16 protein-coding genes are annotated in these 18,127 nt (G+C 63.4%); 3 read left to right on the forward strand and 13 right to left on the reverse strand.

The window, feature by feature from the left end:
* Nucleotides 1-34 precede the first annotated feature (34 nt).
* The 3 genes from pqqA to OZ911_RS11305 all read left to right on the forward strand — a co-directional run bounded on the left by pqqA (nucleotide 35) and on the right by OZ911_RS11305 (nucleotide 3,058).
* On the forward strand, nucleotides 35-106 hold the full coding sequence (gene pqqA / locus OZ911_RS11295; RefSeq protein ID WP_010455123.1) for a pyrroloquinoline quinone precursor peptide PqqA: 72 nt from the start codon (nucleotides 35-37) through the stop codon (nucleotides 104-106).
* 140 nt (nucleotides 107-246) lie between these two features.
* Nucleotides 247-1,410: an alcohol dehydrogenase-like regulatory protein ErcA gene (ercA, locus tag OZ911_RS11300; RefSeq protein WP_023046941.1), complete on the forward strand. Its 1,164-nt coding sequence runs from the start codon at nucleotides 247-249 to the stop codon at nucleotides 1,408-1,410.
* On the forward strand, nucleotides 1,394-3,058 hold the full coding sequence (locus OZ911_RS11305; RefSeq protein WP_016486190.1) for a PAS domain-containing hybrid sensor histidine kinase/response regulator: 1,665 nt from the start codon (nucleotides 1,394-1,396) through the stop codon (nucleotides 3,056-3,058). Before ercA ends, OZ911_RS11305 begins: the two co-directional genes overlap by 17 nt.
* A 70-nt stretch (nucleotides 3,059-3,128) precedes the next feature.
* Here the strand turns inward: OZ911_RS11305 and dsdC are convergent, their stop codons facing one another.
* From dsdC to OZ911_RS11370, 13 genes are all read right to left on the reverse strand, one after another.
* The gene (gene dsdC / locus OZ911_RS11310; RefSeq protein WP_016486191.1) at nucleotides 3,129-4,067 is read right to left on the reverse strand and encodes a DNA-binding transcriptional regulator DsdC; all 939 of its coding nucleotides are present in this window, start codon (nucleotides 4,065-4,067) and stop codon (nucleotides 3,129-3,131) included.
* A gap of 35 nt (nucleotides 4,068-4,102) precedes the next feature.
* A complete protein-coding gene (dsdA, locus tag OZ911_RS11315; protein ID WP_016486192.1) occupies nucleotides 4,103-5,452 on the reverse strand; it encodes a D-serine ammonia-lyase in 1,350 nt (449 codons plus the stop codon).
* 34 nt (nucleotides 5,453-5,486) lie between these two features.
* Entirely contained in the window at nucleotides 5,487-6,830 is a 1,344-nt protein-coding gene (locus OZ911_RS11320; RefSeq protein WP_023046942.1) for a GntT/GntP/DsdX family permease, read from the reverse strand.
* Between the two features lie 139 nt (nucleotides 6,831-6,969).
* Nucleotides 6,970-8,106: an MFS transporter gene (locus tag OZ911_RS11325; RefSeq protein ID WP_070086342.1), complete on the reverse strand. Its 1,137-nt coding sequence runs from the start codon at nucleotides 8,104-8,106 to the stop codon at nucleotides 6,970-6,972.
* 219 nt (nucleotides 8,107-8,325) lie between these two features.
* Nucleotides 8,326-9,048 (reverse strand): proteasome-type protease, encoded by a 723-nt coding sequence (locus OZ911_RS11330; protein WP_023049128.1) that lies wholly within the window; start codon nucleotides 9,046-9,048, stop codon nucleotides 8,326-8,328.
* A 73-nt stretch (nucleotides 9,049-9,121) separates the two neighbouring features.
* Complete coding sequence (locus OZ911_RS11335; protein WP_023049127.1) at nucleotides 9,122-9,901, reverse strand: transglutaminase family protein; 780 nt, start codon at nucleotides 9,899-9,901, stop codon at nucleotides 9,122-9,124.
* Nucleotides 9,898-10,848, reverse strand: a complete 951-nt coding sequence (locus OZ911_RS11340; RefSeq protein ID WP_016486197.1) for an alpha-E domain-containing protein — start codon at nucleotides 10,846-10,848, stop codon at nucleotides 9,898-9,900. Before OZ911_RS11340 ends, OZ911_RS11335 begins: the two co-directional genes overlap by 4 nt.
* Nucleotides 10,849-10,851: 3 nt before the next feature.
* Entirely contained in the window at nucleotides 10,852-12,261 is a 1,410-nt protein-coding gene (locus OZ911_RS11345) for a circularly permuted type 2 ATP-grasp protein (protein ID WP_016486198.1), read from the reverse strand.
* Between the two features lie 441 nt (nucleotides 12,262-12,702).
* Nucleotides 12,703-13,074 carry a RidA family protein gene (locus OZ911_RS11350; protein ID WP_023047047.1) on the reverse strand — a complete coding sequence of 124 codons (372 nt, stop codon included), beginning with the start codon at nucleotides 13,072-13,074 and terminating at the stop codon, nucleotides 12,703-12,705.
* Nucleotides 13,075-13,102: 28 nt separating this feature from the next.
* On the reverse strand, nucleotides 13,103-13,798 hold the full coding sequence (locus tag OZ911_RS11355; protein ID WP_016486200.1) for a DUF3726 domain-containing protein: 696 nt from the start codon (nucleotides 13,796-13,798) through the stop codon (nucleotides 13,103-13,105).
* Nucleotides 13,799-13,800: 2 nt separating this feature from the next.
* Nucleotides 13,801-15,495 (reverse strand): hypothetical protein, encoded by a 1,695-nt coding sequence (locus tag OZ911_RS11360; protein WP_023047046.1) that lies wholly within the window; start codon nucleotides 15,493-15,495, stop codon nucleotides 13,801-13,803.
* Nucleotides 15,496-15,521: 26 nt separating this feature from the next.
* Nucleotides 15,522-17,072: a BCCT family transporter gene (locus OZ911_RS11365; protein WP_031311637.1), complete on the reverse strand. Its 1,551-nt coding sequence runs from the start codon at nucleotides 17,070-17,072 to the stop codon at nucleotides 15,522-15,524.
* Between the two features lie 55 nt (nucleotides 17,073-17,127).
* Complete coding sequence (locus OZ911_RS11370) at nucleotides 17,128-18,114, reverse strand: dipeptidase (RefSeq protein WP_016486203.1); 987 nt, start codon at nucleotides 18,112-18,114, stop codon at nucleotides 17,128-17,130.
* Nucleotides 18,115-18,127 lie beyond the last annotated feature (13 nt).

Below are 18,127 nucleotides of genomic sequence, written 5' to 3' on the forward strand. Positions count from 1 at the left end.
ACCGGACTCCCCCGGCACAACAAGAGGACTGCCCATGTGGAATAAACCCGCCTTTACCGACCTGCGCATCGGCTTTGAAGTGACGATGTACTTCGCCAATCGCTGATGTGCCACCCGGCCACTACGGTGGCCGGTTCCTCTGACTGCCCGTGGCTGAGCCAGTGCTGCTCATTGGTCTGGTTGCTTTCGCTGCGGGATGCTTTACGCTGGCGGTTACCTTCCAGAACAATAAGAACAGGCTTGCCAATGAGCCAGAGTTTCAGCCCGCTTCGCAAGTTCGTATCGCCTGAAATCATCTTTGGTGCCGGCTGCCGGCATAACGTCGGCAATTACGCGAAAACCTTCGGTGCCCGCAAGGTGCTGGTGGTCAGTGACCCGGGCGTTATCGCCGCCGGCTGGGTGGCGGACGTGGAGGCCAGCTTGCAGGCCCAGGGCATTGATTACTGCCTGTATACCGCCGTGTCGCCCAACCCGCGGGTCGAAGAGGTGATGCTCGGCGCCGAGATCTACCGGCAGAACCACTGTGACGTGATCGTCGCCGTCGGCGGCGGCAGCCCGATGGATTGCGGCAAGGCCATCGGCATCGTGGTTGCCCACGGGCGCAGCATCCTCGAATTCGAAGGCGTGGACATGATTCGCGTGCCCAGCCCGCCGCTGATCCTGATCCCGACCACGGCCGGCACCTCGGCGGATGTGTCGCAGTTCGTGATCATCTCCAACCAGCAGGAGCGCATGAAGTTCTCCATCGTCAGCAAGGCGGTGGTGCCGGACGTCTCACTGATTGACCCGCAAACCACCCTGAGCATGGACCCGTTCCTGTCGGCCTGCACCGGTATCGATGCGCTGGTGCATGCCATCGAAGCCTTTGTTTCCACCGGCCACGGCCCGCTGACCGACCCCCACGCGCTGGAAGCCATGCGCCTGATCAATGGCAACCTGGTAGAGATGATCGCCAACCCGGCCGATATCGGCCTGCGCGAGAAGATCATGCTGGGCAGCATGCAGGCGGGGCTGGCGTTTTCCAACGCGATTCTGGGTGCGGTTCACGCCATGTCCCACAGCCTGGGCGGCTTCCTCGACTTGCCTCATGGCTTGTGCAACGCGGTGCTGGTGGAGCACGTGGTGGCGTTCAACTACAGCTCGGCGCCGGAGCGCTTCAAAGTGATTGCCGAGGTATTCGGCATTGATTGCCGCGGCCTTAACCACCGGCAGATCTGCGGGCGCCTGGTGGAGCACCTGATTGCGCTGAAACACGCCATCGGTTTCCATGAAACCCTGGGGCTGCACGGCGTGCGCACTGCGGACATTCCGTTCCTGTCGCAACATGCGATGGGCGACCCGTGCATCCTGACCAACCCCCGTGCGTCGAGCCAGCGTGATGTCGAGGTGGTTTATGGCGAGGCCCTCTGAAGAACAGCAGCGCGCGCTGGCCGGGCTGTTGGGGCTGGGTGACCATTCGGCACGCAAAAGCCATTACCCGGAGCTGGCGGCCCGCCTTGACGAACTGGAAGCCGAACGCAACCGTTACAAATGGCTGTTCGAAAACGCCGTGCACGGGATTTTCCAGGCCAGCCTGCAAGACGGTATGCGTGCCGCCAACCCGGCGCTGGCGCGTATGCTCGGTTACGACGACCCGCAAGCGGTGCTGTTTTCCCTGACCGACCTGGCCGCCAACCTGTTTGACGGCGGTGCCGAAGAGTTGCAGGCGATTACTGCGGTTCTCGCCCGTGAGCGCAGCCTGCACGGTTACGAAACACGCTTGCGGCGCAAGGACGGCAGCCACCTTGATGTGCTGATGAACCTGCTGCTCAAGCCTGGGCAGGAGGGCCTGGTGGAGGGTTTTGTCGCCGACATCACCGAACGCAAGCTGGCGCAGCAACGCCTGCAACAGCTCAATGACGAGCTGGAGCAACGGGTTGCTGCGCGTACCGATGAATTGCTGGAGGCCCGCGATGCTGCAGAAGCTGCCAACCGCAGCAAGGACAAATACCTCGCTGCCGCCAGCCATGACCTGCTGCAACCGCTGAACGCCGCCCGCCTGCTGATCTCCACGTTGCGCGAGCGGCCATTGCCAGAGGCCGAGCATGTGCTGGTGGAGCGTACCCACCAGGCTCTTGAGGGCGCCGAAGACTTGCTGACCGACCTGCTGGACATTTCCCGGCTCGACCAGGCAGCGGTGAAGCCGGACGTGGCCGTGTACCGCCTCGACGAGTTGTTCGCACCCCTGGTCTCGGAGTTCCGCTCGGTGGCCGATGCGCAAGGCCTCAAGCTGCATGCGCGCATCCCGGACTGCGCCATCAGCACTGACCTGCGGCTGATGACACGTATCCTGCGCAACTTCCTCAGTAACGCCTGCCGCTACACCGACGAAGGCCGGATCTTGCTGGGGGCAAGGCGCCGGGGTGGCCATTTGCGGCTGGAAGTGTGGGATACCGGGCGGGGTATTGCCGAAGACCGGTTACAGGCGATCTTCCTTGAGTTCAACCAACTGGACGTCGGCCGCGCAGCGGATCGCAAGGGCGTGGGGCTGGGGTTGGCCATCGTCGAGCGGATTGCCAAGATTCTCGGCTACCGGATTGAGGTACGTTCGTGGCCGGGGCGTGGCTCGGTGTTCAGCATCGAGGTCCCGCTGGGTAAAGAGGTGCCGCTGGCCGCTCACCAGGCTGTGCCGCTGCCAAGCGTCGGCAACCCGTTACCGGGCCGCCGCCTGTTGGTACTGGACAACGAAGTGAGCATCCTCGAGAGCATGGGCGCGCTGCTTGGGCAGTGGGGCTGCGAAGTGGTGACCGCGACCGACCAGGCCGGTGCCTTGCTGGCCTTGCAGGGGCAGGCCCCGGAACTGATCCTGGCCGACTACCACCTGGACCATGGCGTGGTGGGTTGCGAGGTGGTCAGGTATTTGCGTGAGCATTTTGCCACCGCCATACCTGCGGTGATCATCACCGCCGACCGCAGCGATCAATGCCGGCGGGGCTTGCAGAAACTGGGCGCGCCGCTTTTGAACAAACCGGTCAAGCCTGGGAAATTGCGCGCGGTATTGAGCCAGTTGCTGGGGTAAACCCATGCGGCATGGCACAGGCCTGCTTGGTGCTTTGCGGGAGCGGCCTTTTATTGCGACAGGGCCACGCCTAAAGTTCAGTGCATGCCTCTTTCACCAGCCAGTCGATCAATACCTGCAGGCGTCTGGGCATCGGGTCATGATGCGGGTAGACCAGGTAATAGCCATAGTGGGGGGTGTCGACGAACCCCCCGAACGGCAAGACCAGCTCACCCCGTGCAATGCGATCCTTGACCAGTTGTTCCCGGCCGATGGCGATGCCTACGTGATTCAGGGCGGCGAGCGTGCAGAGGTCGGAGCGATCGAATGTGAGGAACCGGCGCGCAAGGCTGACGCCAGCGCCTGTGGTGTTCGCCCAGAGTTGCCATTCTGCATCGAATGCAGCGTTGTCCCAGGCTGCTACGTCATGCAGGGTGGTGCAGTGATCCAGCGGTTGCAGGTCGCCGTTCAATGCATGGGTTTCTGCGTAACGGGGGGAGCACACCGGGGCGATCCGCTCGTTCATCAAGTGAATGCTCTGCAGGCCGGGATGATGGCCATCCGAATAACACAGGACCAGGTCGATCTTGCGTGTGCGGTAATCGATGCTCTCGTTGCCCACCCTGATATCCAGCTGAATATCAGGGTAGCGGGCGGTGAACTGCGCCAGCCGCGGCACCAGCCAGCACTGTGCTACTGAGGGGCGAACGTAAAACGTCAGCTGGCCGGCGATCTCGGCGTGAGCGCGTTCCTGCACGGCCTCGCTGAGCTCATCCATGGTCCGCTGCATGACCGCGAACAGGCGCTCGCCGTCTTCGCTAAGGCGGACCTTGCGCGGCATGCGGTGGAACAGCTTGAGCGCCAGCTCATCTTCCAGGCGATTGATGCGATGGCTGACGGCACTGGCCGTCAGGCATAGCTCATCGGCGGCGCGTGAGAAGCTCAAGTGCCGTGCGGCCACCAGAAAGACATGCAGGCTGCCCAGGTGCGAGCCATTGAGTTTCACGGCGCCGCCGCCGGGCTTTTTCATTGTTCAATCCTTCCTGCGCAGTTCACTGATTGCGGTTACAGGCTAGCCTGCGTGCTGCGCCCTTTCGCCAGATAAGCGTTGAATTCCTCGTCCGGCACCATGCTGCCACCCGTCCCCCAGACGAGGTGGGTAGCCTGCTGCAGCTGGGCTGGCGTGAAGCCCTGGCGAGCCAGGTACTCGCCTGCTTGCAGCACCCGTAGCATACCGGGTACGCCTGCCAGGGCAGAGGGTTCGAGTTTGACTTTGTCCTGCTCATGGGCAATTACCATCAAGCGGTACAGGGCTTCGTCAGTCACGGTGTAGTAACCATCGATAAGCCGCTGCATGGCCTTGCCGACAAACCCTGATGGGCGTCCGACCGCCAGGCCGTCGGCGGCGGTGATGTTGTCGATGCCGAAGTCCTGCACGCTGGTTTCATCATGCAGGCCGGTGTACACCCCCAGCAGCATGCAAGGGGAGTGGGTGGGTTCGGCAAAGACGCAGTGCACCGCATCGCCGAACACCAGCTTCAGGCCGAATGCGACACCGCCTGGGCCGCCCCCTACGCCGCACGGCAGGTACACGAACAACGGGTGATCTGCGTTCACCTGGATACCCGCCTGCTCGAATTGCCGTGCCAACCGTTCGGCGGCCACGGCATAGCCGAGAAACAGCTGCGGGGAGTTTTCGTCGTCGACAAAGTAACAGCTGGGGTCTGATGCCGCCTGCTGGCGGCCTTGCTCGACCGCCACGCTGTAGTCGCAGGCGTGTTCGACCACCGTGACGCCGTTGGCACGCAGCTTGTCCTTTTTCCATTGCCTGGCGTCAGACGACATGTGCACGCTCACCTGGAAGCCCAGTTTGGCGCTCATGATGCCAATCGATAGCCCCAGGTTGCCGGTCGATCCTACGGCGATCTTGTACTGGCTGAAGAATGCGCGGGCCTGGTCGCTTGCCAGTTTCGTGTAGTCATCCGCTGGCGTGATCAGGCCGGCAGCCAGGGCCAGGTCCTCGGCGTGCTTGAGCACTTCATGGATGCCGCCCCGGGCTTTGATCGAACCGGAGATCGGCAAGTCGCTGTCCGCCTTGAGCCACAGGCTGCCTGCGTTCTGCAGCGATCCTTCCTCGACAAGCAGCTGGCGCAGCTGTGGCAGCGGGGTAATGTGCGACTCGATGACCCCGCCGGCTGCTGCCGTCTCGGGGAACACGGTGGCCAGGTAAGGCGCGAACCGTTGCAGCCGCGCGCTGGTGGCTTGCACGTCGGCCGCTGTAAGGCCCACATCGTGCAGGGCTTCTGCTGCCTTGGCGATGCCAGGGTTGAACCAGCTGGTTTGTTTCAGGGCAACCAGCTCGGCGATGATCGGGTGGCTTTGTTGCCAGGCTTCCAGGGTTTTTCCGTGAATCATGATTTCACCTGTAGTGCGGTATGTGCAGAGTAGATCAGACAATCTTTGAAAGGAGCAGGGTCAGGCACAAGGCGACTACCGAGGCCAGCACTGTCGCGGCAGTGAATTTTTTCAATGCATCACTCAGGGAAAGGCCCAGGTATTCCTTCACCACCCAGAACGCCGAGTCGGTGATGTGGGTCCAGCCTATGGCGCCGGCACCGATGGCGATCACCAGCATTTCCCGGTTGTATTCCGGGTGCTGGCCAAGGATCGGCATGACCATGCCAGCCGCGCTGATCATCGCGACGGTGGCCGAGCCAACGGCAAAGTGCATGATCCCGGCGATCAACCAGGCGAGGATGATCGGGTTGAGCTGCGTCTGGTTGAGCACATCGGCCAGTGCCTTGCCGATGCCGCTGCCCACGAGCATGTCATTGAAGGCACCGCCTGCACCGATGATCAGCAGAATGCCGGCCAGGGGAGGGAAACAGCGCTGGGTCAGGCTCAGCAGGTCTGCCATATCAAGGCCGCGACGCAAGCCCAGGGCCCAGTAGGCAAACACCACTGACAACGTCAGGGCAATCAGTGGGCTGCCCAAAAAGGCCACCCACTCGTACAGTGCAGCGCCCTTGTCCAGGACCGTGACGGCCAATGTTTTGCCCACCATCAACACCAGCGGCAGCAGTACGGTGGTGAGTGTGATGCCGAACGCGGGCATTGCCTGTTCTTCTGCTGGGGTCACCGTGCGTGCAGACAAAAAGGCCTGCTGGGAGTCGCTGGCTTCGCGTCTACAGGTAAAGCGAACCCACACCGGGCCCGCGATGATAGCGGTTGGAAGGCCAACGATCAGGCCGTACAGGATGACAGTACCGATATCCGCATTGAGCATGCCGGTGATGGCCGTGGCGGCCGGGTGTGGCGGGAGAATGCAGTGCACCACCATCAGCGAGGTGGCCAGCGGCACGCCGAGGTACAGCATGCTGATGCGGGTTTGCCGTGCGACCACGTAGATCAACGGAATCAGCAGGACAAAGCCGACCTCGAAGAACACCGGGATGCCGGCGATGAAGCCGACGAGCATCATTGCCCATGAAGCATTGCGTTCACCCAGCCTGTTCAATAGCGTGGTGGCGATGCGCCTGGCGCCTCCGGATTCCTCCAGCAATTTGCCGAGGATACTGCCCAGGCCGATGATGCCGGCAAGAAAACCCAGCGTGCTGCCCATGCCTTTCTCGAAGGCGGCCACGATTGCCGTGGGTGCCATGCCGGTGCCGACACCCACTACCAGGCTGGCGGCCATCAAGGCCAGAAAGGGGTGTACTTTAAGCTTGCTGATCATGACCACGATCAGGAGTATCGCAGTGCCCAGGACGAGTAATGAGAACGTTGGAGTCATCGTGTGGTTATCTCTATCGCTGATCGCTTCCGTGCGAGCTTCTTGTTGGTTTGCACCCATTAGATTTCAGCGATTTGATCGACTCAAACGATCACTCCTCACCCCATAGGTGAGCCCATGTCATGCATGGCGCAGGCACTCAATGCCGTGCCGACAAGCCACAATTCAACGCTGCCACCGCAACCGCCAGTGCCGCCCCGGCATAGGCCCAGATCGCCGGTACCTGGGGCAGCAATACCCCCGCAAGCATCGGCCCGAGCCCGGCGCCGATGTCGCGCCATATGGCATTGCCGGCCAAGGCCTGGATGCGTTGTTGCGGGTTGCGCAGGGCGACCAGTGTCATCACCAGCGGCAGTTGCAGGGCACGCAGCACCAGTACGAAGAAGGCGCCGATGAACAGCCAGTGGCTGCCAAACAGCAGCAGCGCCATCGACGTGGCCAGTGACAGCACTACCAGCATGCGCAGCGGCCCGAAGCGGTCGGCCAGGCGCCCACCGAAGGGGCTGAAGAGCATTTCGCTCAGGTAGCGCACCGCCATCAGCACACCCGCTGCCAGCACGCCGGACTCACCCAGGTGGGTTTGTGCGTACAGCGAAAGGCCAAAAATGAACAGGCCGTCCAGGGTCACCCCTTCGATGAAGGACCAGGTGGCAATGCTGTCTGGCAGGCGCAGGCGTCGGCCACCCCGGCTGGCAACCGGGTGGCCGGTGCTGGGCAGGGCACGCGCACGCCACAGCCCGAACAGGGCACTGATGCAGAGCACAAAGAACACACTGCGCGGGCCATAGGCCTGAGCCATCAGCGCGCCTAGCGGCAAGGCCAGCATTGGCCCGATGGAAATGCTCGCCCGTGAACGCCCGGCGCGCCGCGCCGCGCCTTGTGCTTCAGCGGTGGCGAGGGTCTGGGTGCTGAGGTTGAAGGTGGCAAAGCACAGGCCCCAGACCAGGCGCAGCACCAGCAGGGCGGCGAAACCGGTCAGCACCGCATTGCCCAATGCACATACGGCGGCGGCGAAGGCGGCAAGGCTGCACGCCGCGCGGTCACCATGGCGAGCGTAGAAGCGCACAACCCAGCCGTAGCCGATGATGCGCACCAGGCGGTTGGCCGCCAGCAGAATGCCAGCCTCGGCCAGGGTCACGCCGAAATCGGCTGCGTACATCGGCAGCAGCAGGTAGAGCAGAACGTCACTGGGCAGGCACAGGCTGAGCACCTGGGCGGCATTGCGGGAGTCTTGGTCGGCGCGGTGGGTTTGCACCGGTGTGGCAGCGGACGACATGACAGCCTCGTGACAGGGGTGAGGGGGGCAGGATAACCCACAGCGTCTCGAATATTGCACATTGGCTTCACTGACGTGTTGCCTGTAATGGCCTCTTCGCGGGCTTGCCCGCTCCCACAGGTACTGTGCAAATATTCAAGATTGTGATGATCCTGTGGGGGCGGGCGAGCCCGCGATGAGGCCGGTACAGGCACCAGAGGATCTGAACAGTTTGCTCATTCAGCCATAAGGCGGCGCTGGCAGTTCGGCCAGCAGGTTTTTCAGACCGTCACTCCACTGCCTGCGAATCTGCTGGTAATAGGCATCGTCGCTGGTAATGCGCTTGGGCGTCATGCTTTCCAGGCTGTTAGTGCGGTACACCAGCAAGTCCAGCGGCATGCCCACCGACAGGTTGCTGCGGATGGTGGAGTCGAACGAAATCAGGCCGCAGCGCAGCGCTTCATCAAGCGGCGTGCGGTAATCCAGGTTACGGTCCAGTATTGGCCTGCCGTACTTGCTTTCACCCAGCTGCAGGAACGGCGTATCCGGCGTGGCCTGGAAGAAGTTGGCTTGCGCGTAGACGTTGTAGATGGCCATGGGCCCACCGGCTATCTGGCCGCCGACAATGAATGAGCTGCTCAGGTCGATGTCGGCCGTCAGCTTGCTGCGGTCTCGGCTGACCACTTCGCGCAGGGTGTCGGCAACCAGCACCGTTGCATCGTACAGCGTGGCAACGTTCTGCAGGTGGGGGCCGCTGCCTTGGGTACGCTGGCGCAGCAGGTTCACCACCGATTGCGAGGTTGCCAGGTTGCCGGCGGTCTGCAGCACGATCAGCCGCTCGCCCGGTACGCTGAAGATGAACAATTTGGCAAAGGTGGAGATCTGGTCGATGCCGGCATTGGTGCGTGAGTCGCTGATGAAGACAAGCCCGTCCTCCAGGTGCATGGCGACACAGTAAGTCATGGGGTTTCCCTTGTGTTGCGTGTGGGGTGATCTTGCCGCAAACGCGCGGCAAGATCGGCCTGCAGCAAACCCGTCACTGGCGGTGCACGTGGACGCTGGCCTGCATCGCTTCGGCGCCACCGCCGCGGCGTACGCCCCTGACCGGGCAGGCGTCCAGGTAGTCCAGGCCCACTGCCAGTTTCAGGTGACGTTCTGGGCGTGTCAGGCGGTTGGTGATGTCGAAGCTGTACCAGGCCTGGTCAACCCAGGCTTCGGCCCAGGCATGGCTGGCCAGGTGCTGTTCGTCCTCGGTGCACAGGTAACCAGACACATAGCGTGCCGGTACCCCAAGGCTGCGGGCGCAGGCCAGGAAGGCGTGGGTGTGATCCTGGCACACGCCGGCGCCACCGCTGAATGCTTCGATGGCCGTGGTGCCCACCGAAGTCGCCCCAGGGCTGTAGGGCATGTGCTCGGCCAGGCCTTGCATCAGCCCGATCAGCGCTGCCCGGTCGCGGTGGCTGCCGCATTGCCTGGCGGCAAATGCGATGAGCGCGCCATCGGCCTGGGTCAGGTGGCTGCCGCGCAGGAAGGGCAGGGGGGACTGCTGTTCGGCTTCGTGTTCGCAGTCCGGGTCGATCTCGACCTGGCCGCGGGCAGTCAGCGCCAGGTGACCATGGGGTTTGTCCAGGGTCAGTACATGCAGGATGTTGCCATAGGGGTCGATCTGGCTCCTGACCTTGCAAGGCAGGTCCAGTTGCCAATCATTGATGCGCTGGCGTTCGCTGCTACGCGGGGTCAGGCGCAGAAACTGAATGCTGTTGCTCACATCGCTGGCGTAGCTGTAGGTGGTGTCGTGGCGGATGGACAGTTTCATACGACCTCCAGGTAGGAGTGATGGACGGCCTGGCCCAACTGGTTGATGCGGCCGATGAAGTCGCTCAGCCAAGGGTGGAGGCCTGCGTCGAGTATTTCGTCGATGGCGGTGTAGCGCAGGCGCGCGTTCAGCTCGGCGGCCATGCGTTGGGCGGCGCGGCCGCTGCTGCCCGGCAGGCCGGCCAGGATCAGGTCCAGCTCCTCGATGCAGGCATGCAGTGAACGCGGCACGTCCACCCTCAGCAACAGCAGCTCGGACACCGGCCGGGCACTGGGCGCGGCGCGGTAAAGCTCGTTGAAGGCTTCGTACGAGGTCAGCGCGCGCAGCAAGGCGCTCCACTGGTAGTAGCCGCGGGCGGAGCTGTCGCTGACCTCTTCGGAGGCCTCGCCGAACATTTCGTAGCGCGCATCGAGCAGGCGCAGGGTGTTGTCCGCGCGCTCCAGGAAGGTGCCCAGGCGAATGAAGCTGTAGGCGTCGTTGCGCATGATGGTGCCGGATGTCGCGCCGCGGAACAGGTGCGAGCGTTCCTTGACCCAGTCGCAGAACTGGCTGATGCCGTAGCGGCCAAGCCCATTGCTGGCGATGTTGCGCATTTCGATCCAGGTGGCGTTGATGTTCTCCCACATGTCGGCGGTGATCCGGCCACGCACCGCATGGGCGTTGGTCCTGGCGGCCTGCAGGCAGCAATAGATGCTGCTGGGGTTGGTCGCATCCAGGGCGAAGAAGTGCAGCATGCGCTCGGTGTCGAGCTCGGTGTGGCGGCGGATGTAGTCGTCCAGCGTGCCAGAAGCCAGCAGCGACATCGCCAGCTCGGCATGGCCGTCGCTACGCCCGGCCTGGGGCATCAGTGACAGCGAATAACTGACCTCAAGCATGCGCGCGAGGTTTTCTGCACGTTCCAGGTAGCGGGACATCCAGTACAGGTCGGAAGCGGTTCGCGAAAGCATGGTTCAGTCCTCCACCACCCAGGTGTCCTTGGTGCCGCCGCCCTGCGACGAGTTGACCACCAGCGAGCCTTCCTGCAAGGCCACGCGGGTCAGCCCGCCGGGCACCAGGCGGGTTTCGCTGCCCGACAGCACGAACGGGCGCAGGTCGATGTGGCGCGGCGCGATGCCGCTGTCGACGAAGGTGGGGCAGGTCGACAGGCACAAGGTGGGTTGCGCGATATAGGCGTGCGGGCGGGCTTTGATCCGCGCGCGGAAATCCTCGATCTGGGCGCTGGTCGATGCTGGCCCCACCAACATGCCATAGCCGCCGGAGCCCTGGGTTTCCTTGACCACCAGCTCGGGCAGGTGGGCCAGCACATGGGACAGGTCTGCGGGTTTGCGGCACTGCCAGGTCGGCACGTTGTTGAGGATCGGCTCTTCGCTCAGGTAGAAACGGATCATGTCGTCCACATACGGGTAGATCGACTTGTCGTCGGCCACGCCCGTGCCGACGGCGTTGGCCAGCACCACATTGCCGGCGCGGTAAACCGAGATAAGGCCCGGTACGCCCAGCGTCGAGTCAGGGTTAAAGGACAGCGGGTCGAGGTAGTCGTCGTCCAGCCGGCGGTAGATCACGTCCACCTGCTGGGGGCCGGCCGTGGTGCGCATGTAGACATGCTCGTCACGCACGAACAGGTCTGCACCTTCGACCAGCTCGATGCCCATTTCCCGGGCCAGGAACGCATGCTCGAAGTAGGCGCTGTTGAAACGGCCGGGGGTGAGCAGCACGGCAGTGGGGTTGTCCAGCGGGCTGGCGCTCTTGAGCGTGTCCAGCAGCAGGTTGGGGTAGTGGTCGATGGGCGCGATACGCTGGGCGGCAAACAGTTCGGGGAACAGGCGCATCATCATCTTGCGGTCTTCGAGCATGTAGCTGACGCCGCTGGGGGTCCGCAGGTTGTCTTCCAGCACGAAGTAGCTGCCATCGCCGTCACGCACCAGGTCGACACCGGCGATATGGGCATACAGCCCACGGTGCAGGTCCAGGCCCTGCATGGCGATCTGGTAGCCCTCGTTGGCCAGTACCTGCTCAGGCGGGATGATGCCGGCCTTGAGGATGCGCTGGTCGTGGTAGATGTCCTGCAGGAACAGGTTAAGGGCCTGCACTCGCTGGATACAGCCACGCTCGACCGTGCGCCACTCGCTGGCGCGGATGCTGCGCGGGATGATATCGAAGGGGATCAGGCGCTCGGTGTCCTGGCTATCGCCATACAAAGTGAAGGTGATACCTGCACGGTGAAACAGCAGGTCGGCCTCGCGCCGGCGCTGTTCCAGCAGCTCCAGCGGGGTGTTGGCCAGCCAGCGGGCGAACTCCTGGTAATGCGGGCGGCAACTGCCGTTCGCTTCGTACATTTCATTGAAAAAAGCCCGGGACATACCCACTCCTTGCCGCCGTCGCCGGCAGCTCATTGCGTTTCTCTAGCGGTCTTCTGGGTGTGGCCTTGCTGGTTGATGGGCGCTGTGTCTCGTGTGAGCCTCTGTTGCGTTTGATTGCCTGTGCCTTGCGCACAAACAGCCTTTGCAATGACAGTGCCGAAAACGCTTGGCAGTGCCGGGAATGCGGGAAATGCGAGGGGCATTGCGGACCGGCGCTGTCGGGGGGCTCTGGCCGATGCATCAAAAAAGGGCGGTTTTGATCAGGGAGAGAGTTTTGAACCGAGATGGGGCACGGGCCGGTGCCTGGCGGGGAAAAAAGGAAGAGTTCCGGGTGCATGTCTTGGGGTTTATGTGATGCGTATATCGAGCGCCGCGCGGGCGGCGCTCGATCGCACAGGCGCTGAAAACCCCCAGGCGAGCGCCTCAAGGCCCTCAACGCCGTCAAAGGCAGGCGTAAACCACCAGTTCCACCAGCATTTCTTCGCGGGCCAACCCTGCCACCACGATCGCCGCGCGGTTAGGGTAGGGGGCCTGGAAATAGTCGGTATACAGGCTGTTGACGGTAGCCAGGTATTTACGGTCGGTCACGTAGATCAGCACCTGGGTCACGGCATCCATGGAGCTGCCGGCGGCTTCCAGGGTATGGCGCAGGTTGTCCAGTGTCTGGCGGGCCTGCGCCTCGATGCCGCCTTCCACGACTTGCCCCTGTGCATCGATGGGTATCTGGGCGGTGTAGAGCGTGCCATTGCCCACCACTGCCCATTCCAGAGGGGCTCTGGAGGCGAACAGCTCGGTCTTGATTGCAGTTTTCATGGGGTGGTTTCCTGAGTGTTTAACCGCTTCAGTCAGCATCGCTGCCGCCGCCTGCGCCATGGCGGCGCGAGGTATCGGTGCTTTCGACGAGGATGTTTTCGGCCAGCTGCTTGAGCCGTTGCCAGGTGCGTTCGTTGACTGTAAAGCCTTGCTGCAAGGTGCTCTGCGCAGGGGCGCACGCCGGTGCGGTCTGGCCAGGCCGGCTGAACAGCACCGTGACGCTTTGCTCGGCCGCATCCATGGCGCCGGGCCGGCCTTCGCTGCGCAGGTCCGGGCGCTGGACGCCGGCGGTAAAGTCGGCCATGTGGCACTGACGGGCGTCTTCCCAGCGGGCTTGCACGTGCAGCCCCAGCACCGCTGCCCGGCTCAGGTACCCCAGCAGCAGCAAGCGGTTGTGGCAGTGCCGGATGCGCAGTTCGGCCTGACCACGGCGCATGGCCTTGGCTGCCGCCAGCTCCACCACTGTCGCAGCGCAGCGCAGCACGCTCTGGCCTTTGGCGTCGATTACCAGCAGGGCGCTATCCTCATGGCACAGGGTGTACGGCTGGGCAGCTTCGGCTTGCAGGTATAGCAGGGCTTTTTCCAGCGCACCGACGCCATCCAGACCCTGCAGTTGCAGCCAGCCCACCAGCTCGGCGGCATCCTCGCAGTCGCCAGCGGCAAAGCCCATGCCTTCGAATGCCTTGCGGCACATCACCTGTATTTCGTTTAGCGATACGCGCATGGTCAAAGCTCCCCTTGCGGCATGACCGCAAAATTCCAGTCGTCTGCGAACGGCTGGCCGATGTCACTCACCAACGGTGCGCCTTGGAACAGGGTAATACGTACCCAGCGGCTGGACTTGGGGTCGAACTTGCCCGCGCCGAAAAACGCCAGTTTGCAGCGCAACAGGTGAATCGGCAGCATGTCCCGGGCCAACAGGTTGGCGCGGATTTCACCGTAGGCAGTCTGTGCCATGCCTTGCAGGCGGCGCACTGTGCCTTTGAACGCCGGTTGCGCGATCAGGAAGTGCGCGGTCAACGCCTGAGGCTCTAGCTGCAGGTGTTGCAGCAGCGCGGCATGGCACTGCTGGAGATTGCGGGCAATGCCCAGCTGCATTTCTTTGTCGGCCCCCGGTTCCTCGGCGCGCATGCCCAGGCGCGGCTCCTCTTTTTCGGCCGAGCGGTACCAGAAGAAGTGCTCGGCATCCACCGCACCGAAGTCGTAGCCCAGCGCCCAGCCGTACTGCTGCTCTATCAGCTGGCGCAGTTGCTCAAGGGGCATTTGGGCATCCAGCTGCCAGCTTTCGTTGACACCCATGTGCTCGGCCAGGGGCGTGACCTGCGCCGGGTACAGCTCCAGCAGCAAGCTTGCCAGCAGCTCCTGGCAGCCCACCCCGGTGTGCGCCTGCGCCCAGGCCTGCAAACGCGGCCAAAGGCCCTCGCCGGCGGCTTGCGCGTCTAGCCAGGTGGCCACCAACGCAAGCTCGGTCACGGTTTGCCGGTTCTGCTCATGCTGGCGCTGGTCTTCGGTCTGAGTCTGGATCACGTGCACGCGGGCCCGCGCCAGCAAGCCCTGCAGGCGCGCCAGCTGGTCAGGTTCGGCCGCCTGCGCCAACACCACGGCCAGTGCCGTTTCCCGCGTGTGGATCCAGCGTTCCACCAGTTGCGGGTGGTTGATCAGGAACGGTGCCATGCCCAGCCCGGTCGCGTTGCCGACCCCCAGGTAGCGTTGCAGGGCCGGCGCCAGTTGCACTGCCCGCTGTGGGTCGAGTGCCTGGGCCATGTGGTTGATCTGCTCGATGCTGAAGTGGCGCAGCAGGTAGACCGTGAACATCTGCGCGCTGAACGGCTGGTTGAAGTCCGGGTTGTCTTGCAGGCAGCCAAAGTCGGCGATGCCGAACTTGCCGTTGCCGTAAACCGCAGTGGTGCGATACAGGTAGCCGACTTCAGCCAGTTGCTGTGGGTCGGGCTGGCGGCCTTGCGCCAGCGCCGTCAGAAACCGGTCGAAATTGCGCAAGCTACGGTTGGCCCGTGACAGCACCAGCACGCGGGCATCGAAGCGGCCAGCCTCCTGCAGCGGCACGTTGCGCTGCAGGTCGGCCAGTTGCGCCGCATCGACATCGCCATTGACCAGCACGAAGGTGACGTCCCACTGGTCGGCGATCACCCGGTCGCTGCGCTTTTCTGGCGGCAGGTAGGCCGAGAAGATCACGCAGTGGTAATGGCCATTCGGCGTGTCGATGCGGTAGATCGCGGTGCCGAAGCCTTGGCCGTCAAGGTCGAAGCAACAGCGCTGGATGCGCCAGTGCTGCTGCATCATCCGGCGCATGCTGCTGCGCACGAAGCTCAGCGGGCTCTGGAAGTGGCTGCCCAGCCGGGCCAGGTCCATGACCTGGCTGGCAGGGCGCAACACCGGTATTGCAGGCACGTTGGCGGCCATTGTTGTTGTACCTGGATGGATCATGTTCAGACGCCTTGTTCGCGGGCCATGTGCCGGGCGATGCGCACTGCATCCCACAACGCTGGCAGGATCACCAGCGACACCGGCACTGCGGTAATGACAATGAAGGACTGCAGGGCCGTCACACCGCCTGCGCCGATGGTGATCAGTACCACCGCCGCCAGGCCCATGCCGATGGCCCAGAAACCGCACAGCCATTTCTTGGGTTTATCGTTGCTGGACATCGCCAGCGCCACGGTGAAGGCCATGGCGTCGCCATTGGTGGCCACCGAGATGAAGCTCAGGAACAGGAACAACGCGCTGATCAGGCCTCCCAGTGGCAGGTTCTGCGTCACCCCCAGCAGCAGGTCTTCGGGCTGGGCGCCATGGGCGGTGACGATGCCTGGCGTTTGCAGCTCCAGGCCGATACCGGTGCCGCCGACCACGGTGAACCAGAACATGGTCACCAGCGGCGCGATGATCGACAGTGTCATGATGATCTCGCGAATGGTGCGGCCGCGCGAGATCCGCGCGACGTACAGTGCCACCATAGGCGCGTAGCCGATGAACCAGCCCCAGTAGAACACCGTCCACCAGTCCAGCCACTTGGGGTCGGCGCGGAACATTGCCATCGGCAGGAAGTGTTCCACATGCAGGGCAAAGGCCGCCGGGAAACCGCCGAGGATGAACAGCGTCGGCCCGAACACCACCATGAACAGCGCCAGGCCGATCATCAGCCAGACGTTGATCTCGCTGACAAAGCGGATGCCTTTGAGGCCCACCAGGCACGAGACGGTGTACATGGCCGTGACCAGCACAATGGTCAGCGACTGGGTGACGATATCGTTAGGCAAGCCCCACACCGCATGCATGGCGCTGCTGATCTGCAGGCCGAGAAAGCCGATCGGGCCGATGGTGCCGGCCACCACGGCGATGATCGAGCTGGCGTCGGCCAGGGTGCCGATCGGGCCTTTGAGCGCCCGCTCGCCGAACAGCGGGTAAAGCAGGGTGCGCGGCGCCAGCGGCAGGCCTTTTTCGTAGTGCAGGTGCATCAGCACGATCGCCAGCAGACTGCCCAGCACGGCCCAGGCCAGAAAGCCCCAGTGCACGAACGATTGCGCCAGTGCCGCGGTCGCTGCAGCTTCGCTGTGCGGCTGCAGGCCGGCGAAGAAGGGCGGCGGGCTGGCAAAGTGCATCAAGGGTTCGGCAGCGGCCCAGAAGGCGCCGCCACCTGCCAGCAGGGCGCACATGATGACGGCGATCCAGTTGAAGGTGCTGATGTCGGGGCGTTGGGTAACGCCGCCCAGGCGTACGCGCCCGCTTCTGGAAAAGCCGATGAACAGGCTGACGGCGAAGGTTGCCAGCATCAGCACTTGCCAGTAGAGGCCAAAGAACCTGGTCGACCAGGCGAACAGCGTGTTGACCAGCGCCGACACGCTGTCGATATCGATCAGCGCCGCCAGCAGGAAGGCGCCGAGGAAGCCGCCGCTGATCAGGAACAATGGCCAGTCGATGTCGCGTGCCATTGGCAGGCCCATGGCCTGGCCTTCAGCCTGCAGGGTGGTTGGGTTTTTCATGAAGCCTCCGGAACCTGCGATTGTTGTTATTGTTGATGCTGTCCGTGCAAGGGGCTCAGGCCTGTGCCGTGGTGGCGGTTTCCAGCAGGCGCAACCAGTTCAGCCCCATGATGTTGGCCACGTCCTGTTCGGCAAAGCCACGGGCGCGCAGGCCCTGGGCGATGTTGCCGAAATCGCGGCTGTCGCGGAACCACTGCAAGGGCGCCGGCCAGTTGGCGTTGTCCTTGGAGCCTTCGCCGTAGTCCTTGTCCTTGCTCCAGCGGCCGTTGCGCATCCATTCCAGCACGGCCAGCGGTTGCGCCTGGCACAAGTCGGTGCCGATGCCGATATGCGCCACGCCCATCAGGTCGGCGGTGCGCGCGACCATGTCGCAGAAGCTTTCCAGGCTGCACTGCGAAGCACCCTTGAGGTGGAACGGGTAGGTGCTGAAGCCCAGCAGCCCACCTGATGCTGCGATCCCGCGCAGCACCGCATCGGACTTGTTGCGTTTGGCGGCGTGGAAGCTGGCCGGGTTGGCGTGGGAGATGATCACCGGTCGGCTGGACAGCTCGATCGCCTCCAGGGTGCTGCGCTCGGCGCTGTGGGACATGTCGATGAGCATGCCGACCCGGTTCATTTCGGCGATCACCTGGCGGCCAAAGCGGCTGATGCCGTTGTCTTCGCGCTCATAGCAGCCGCTGGCCAGCAGGCTCTGGTTGTTGTAGGTCAGTTGCATGACAAACACCCCGAGCTGGCGGAAGACCTCCACCAGGGCGATGTCGTCCTCGATCGGCGAGCAGTTCTGGAAACCGAAGAAAATCCCCACCCGGCCTTCCTCGTGCGCCAGGCGGATGTCGCTGGCCGTGCGCACCGGGCGGATCAGCTCGGGCCAGGTCTCGAAGCGGCGGTTCCATTCACCCAGGCGTGACAGGGTTTCGCGGGCGTTTTCGTGGTAGGCGATGGTGGCGTGTACCGCACTCAGGCCACCGGCCTGCATCTGCTGGAAAATTTCCGGGCTCCAGTTGGAGTACTGCAGGCCGTCGATCATCAAAAGGTCATGCATGGCGTGTACTCCT

It is taken from the genome of Pseudomonas fortuita, assembly GCF_026898135.2.
In the GTDB taxonomy this organism is placed as follows: Bacteria; Pseudomonadota; Gammaproteobacteria; order Pseudomonadales; family Pseudomonadaceae; genus Aquipseudomonas; species Aquipseudomonas fortuita.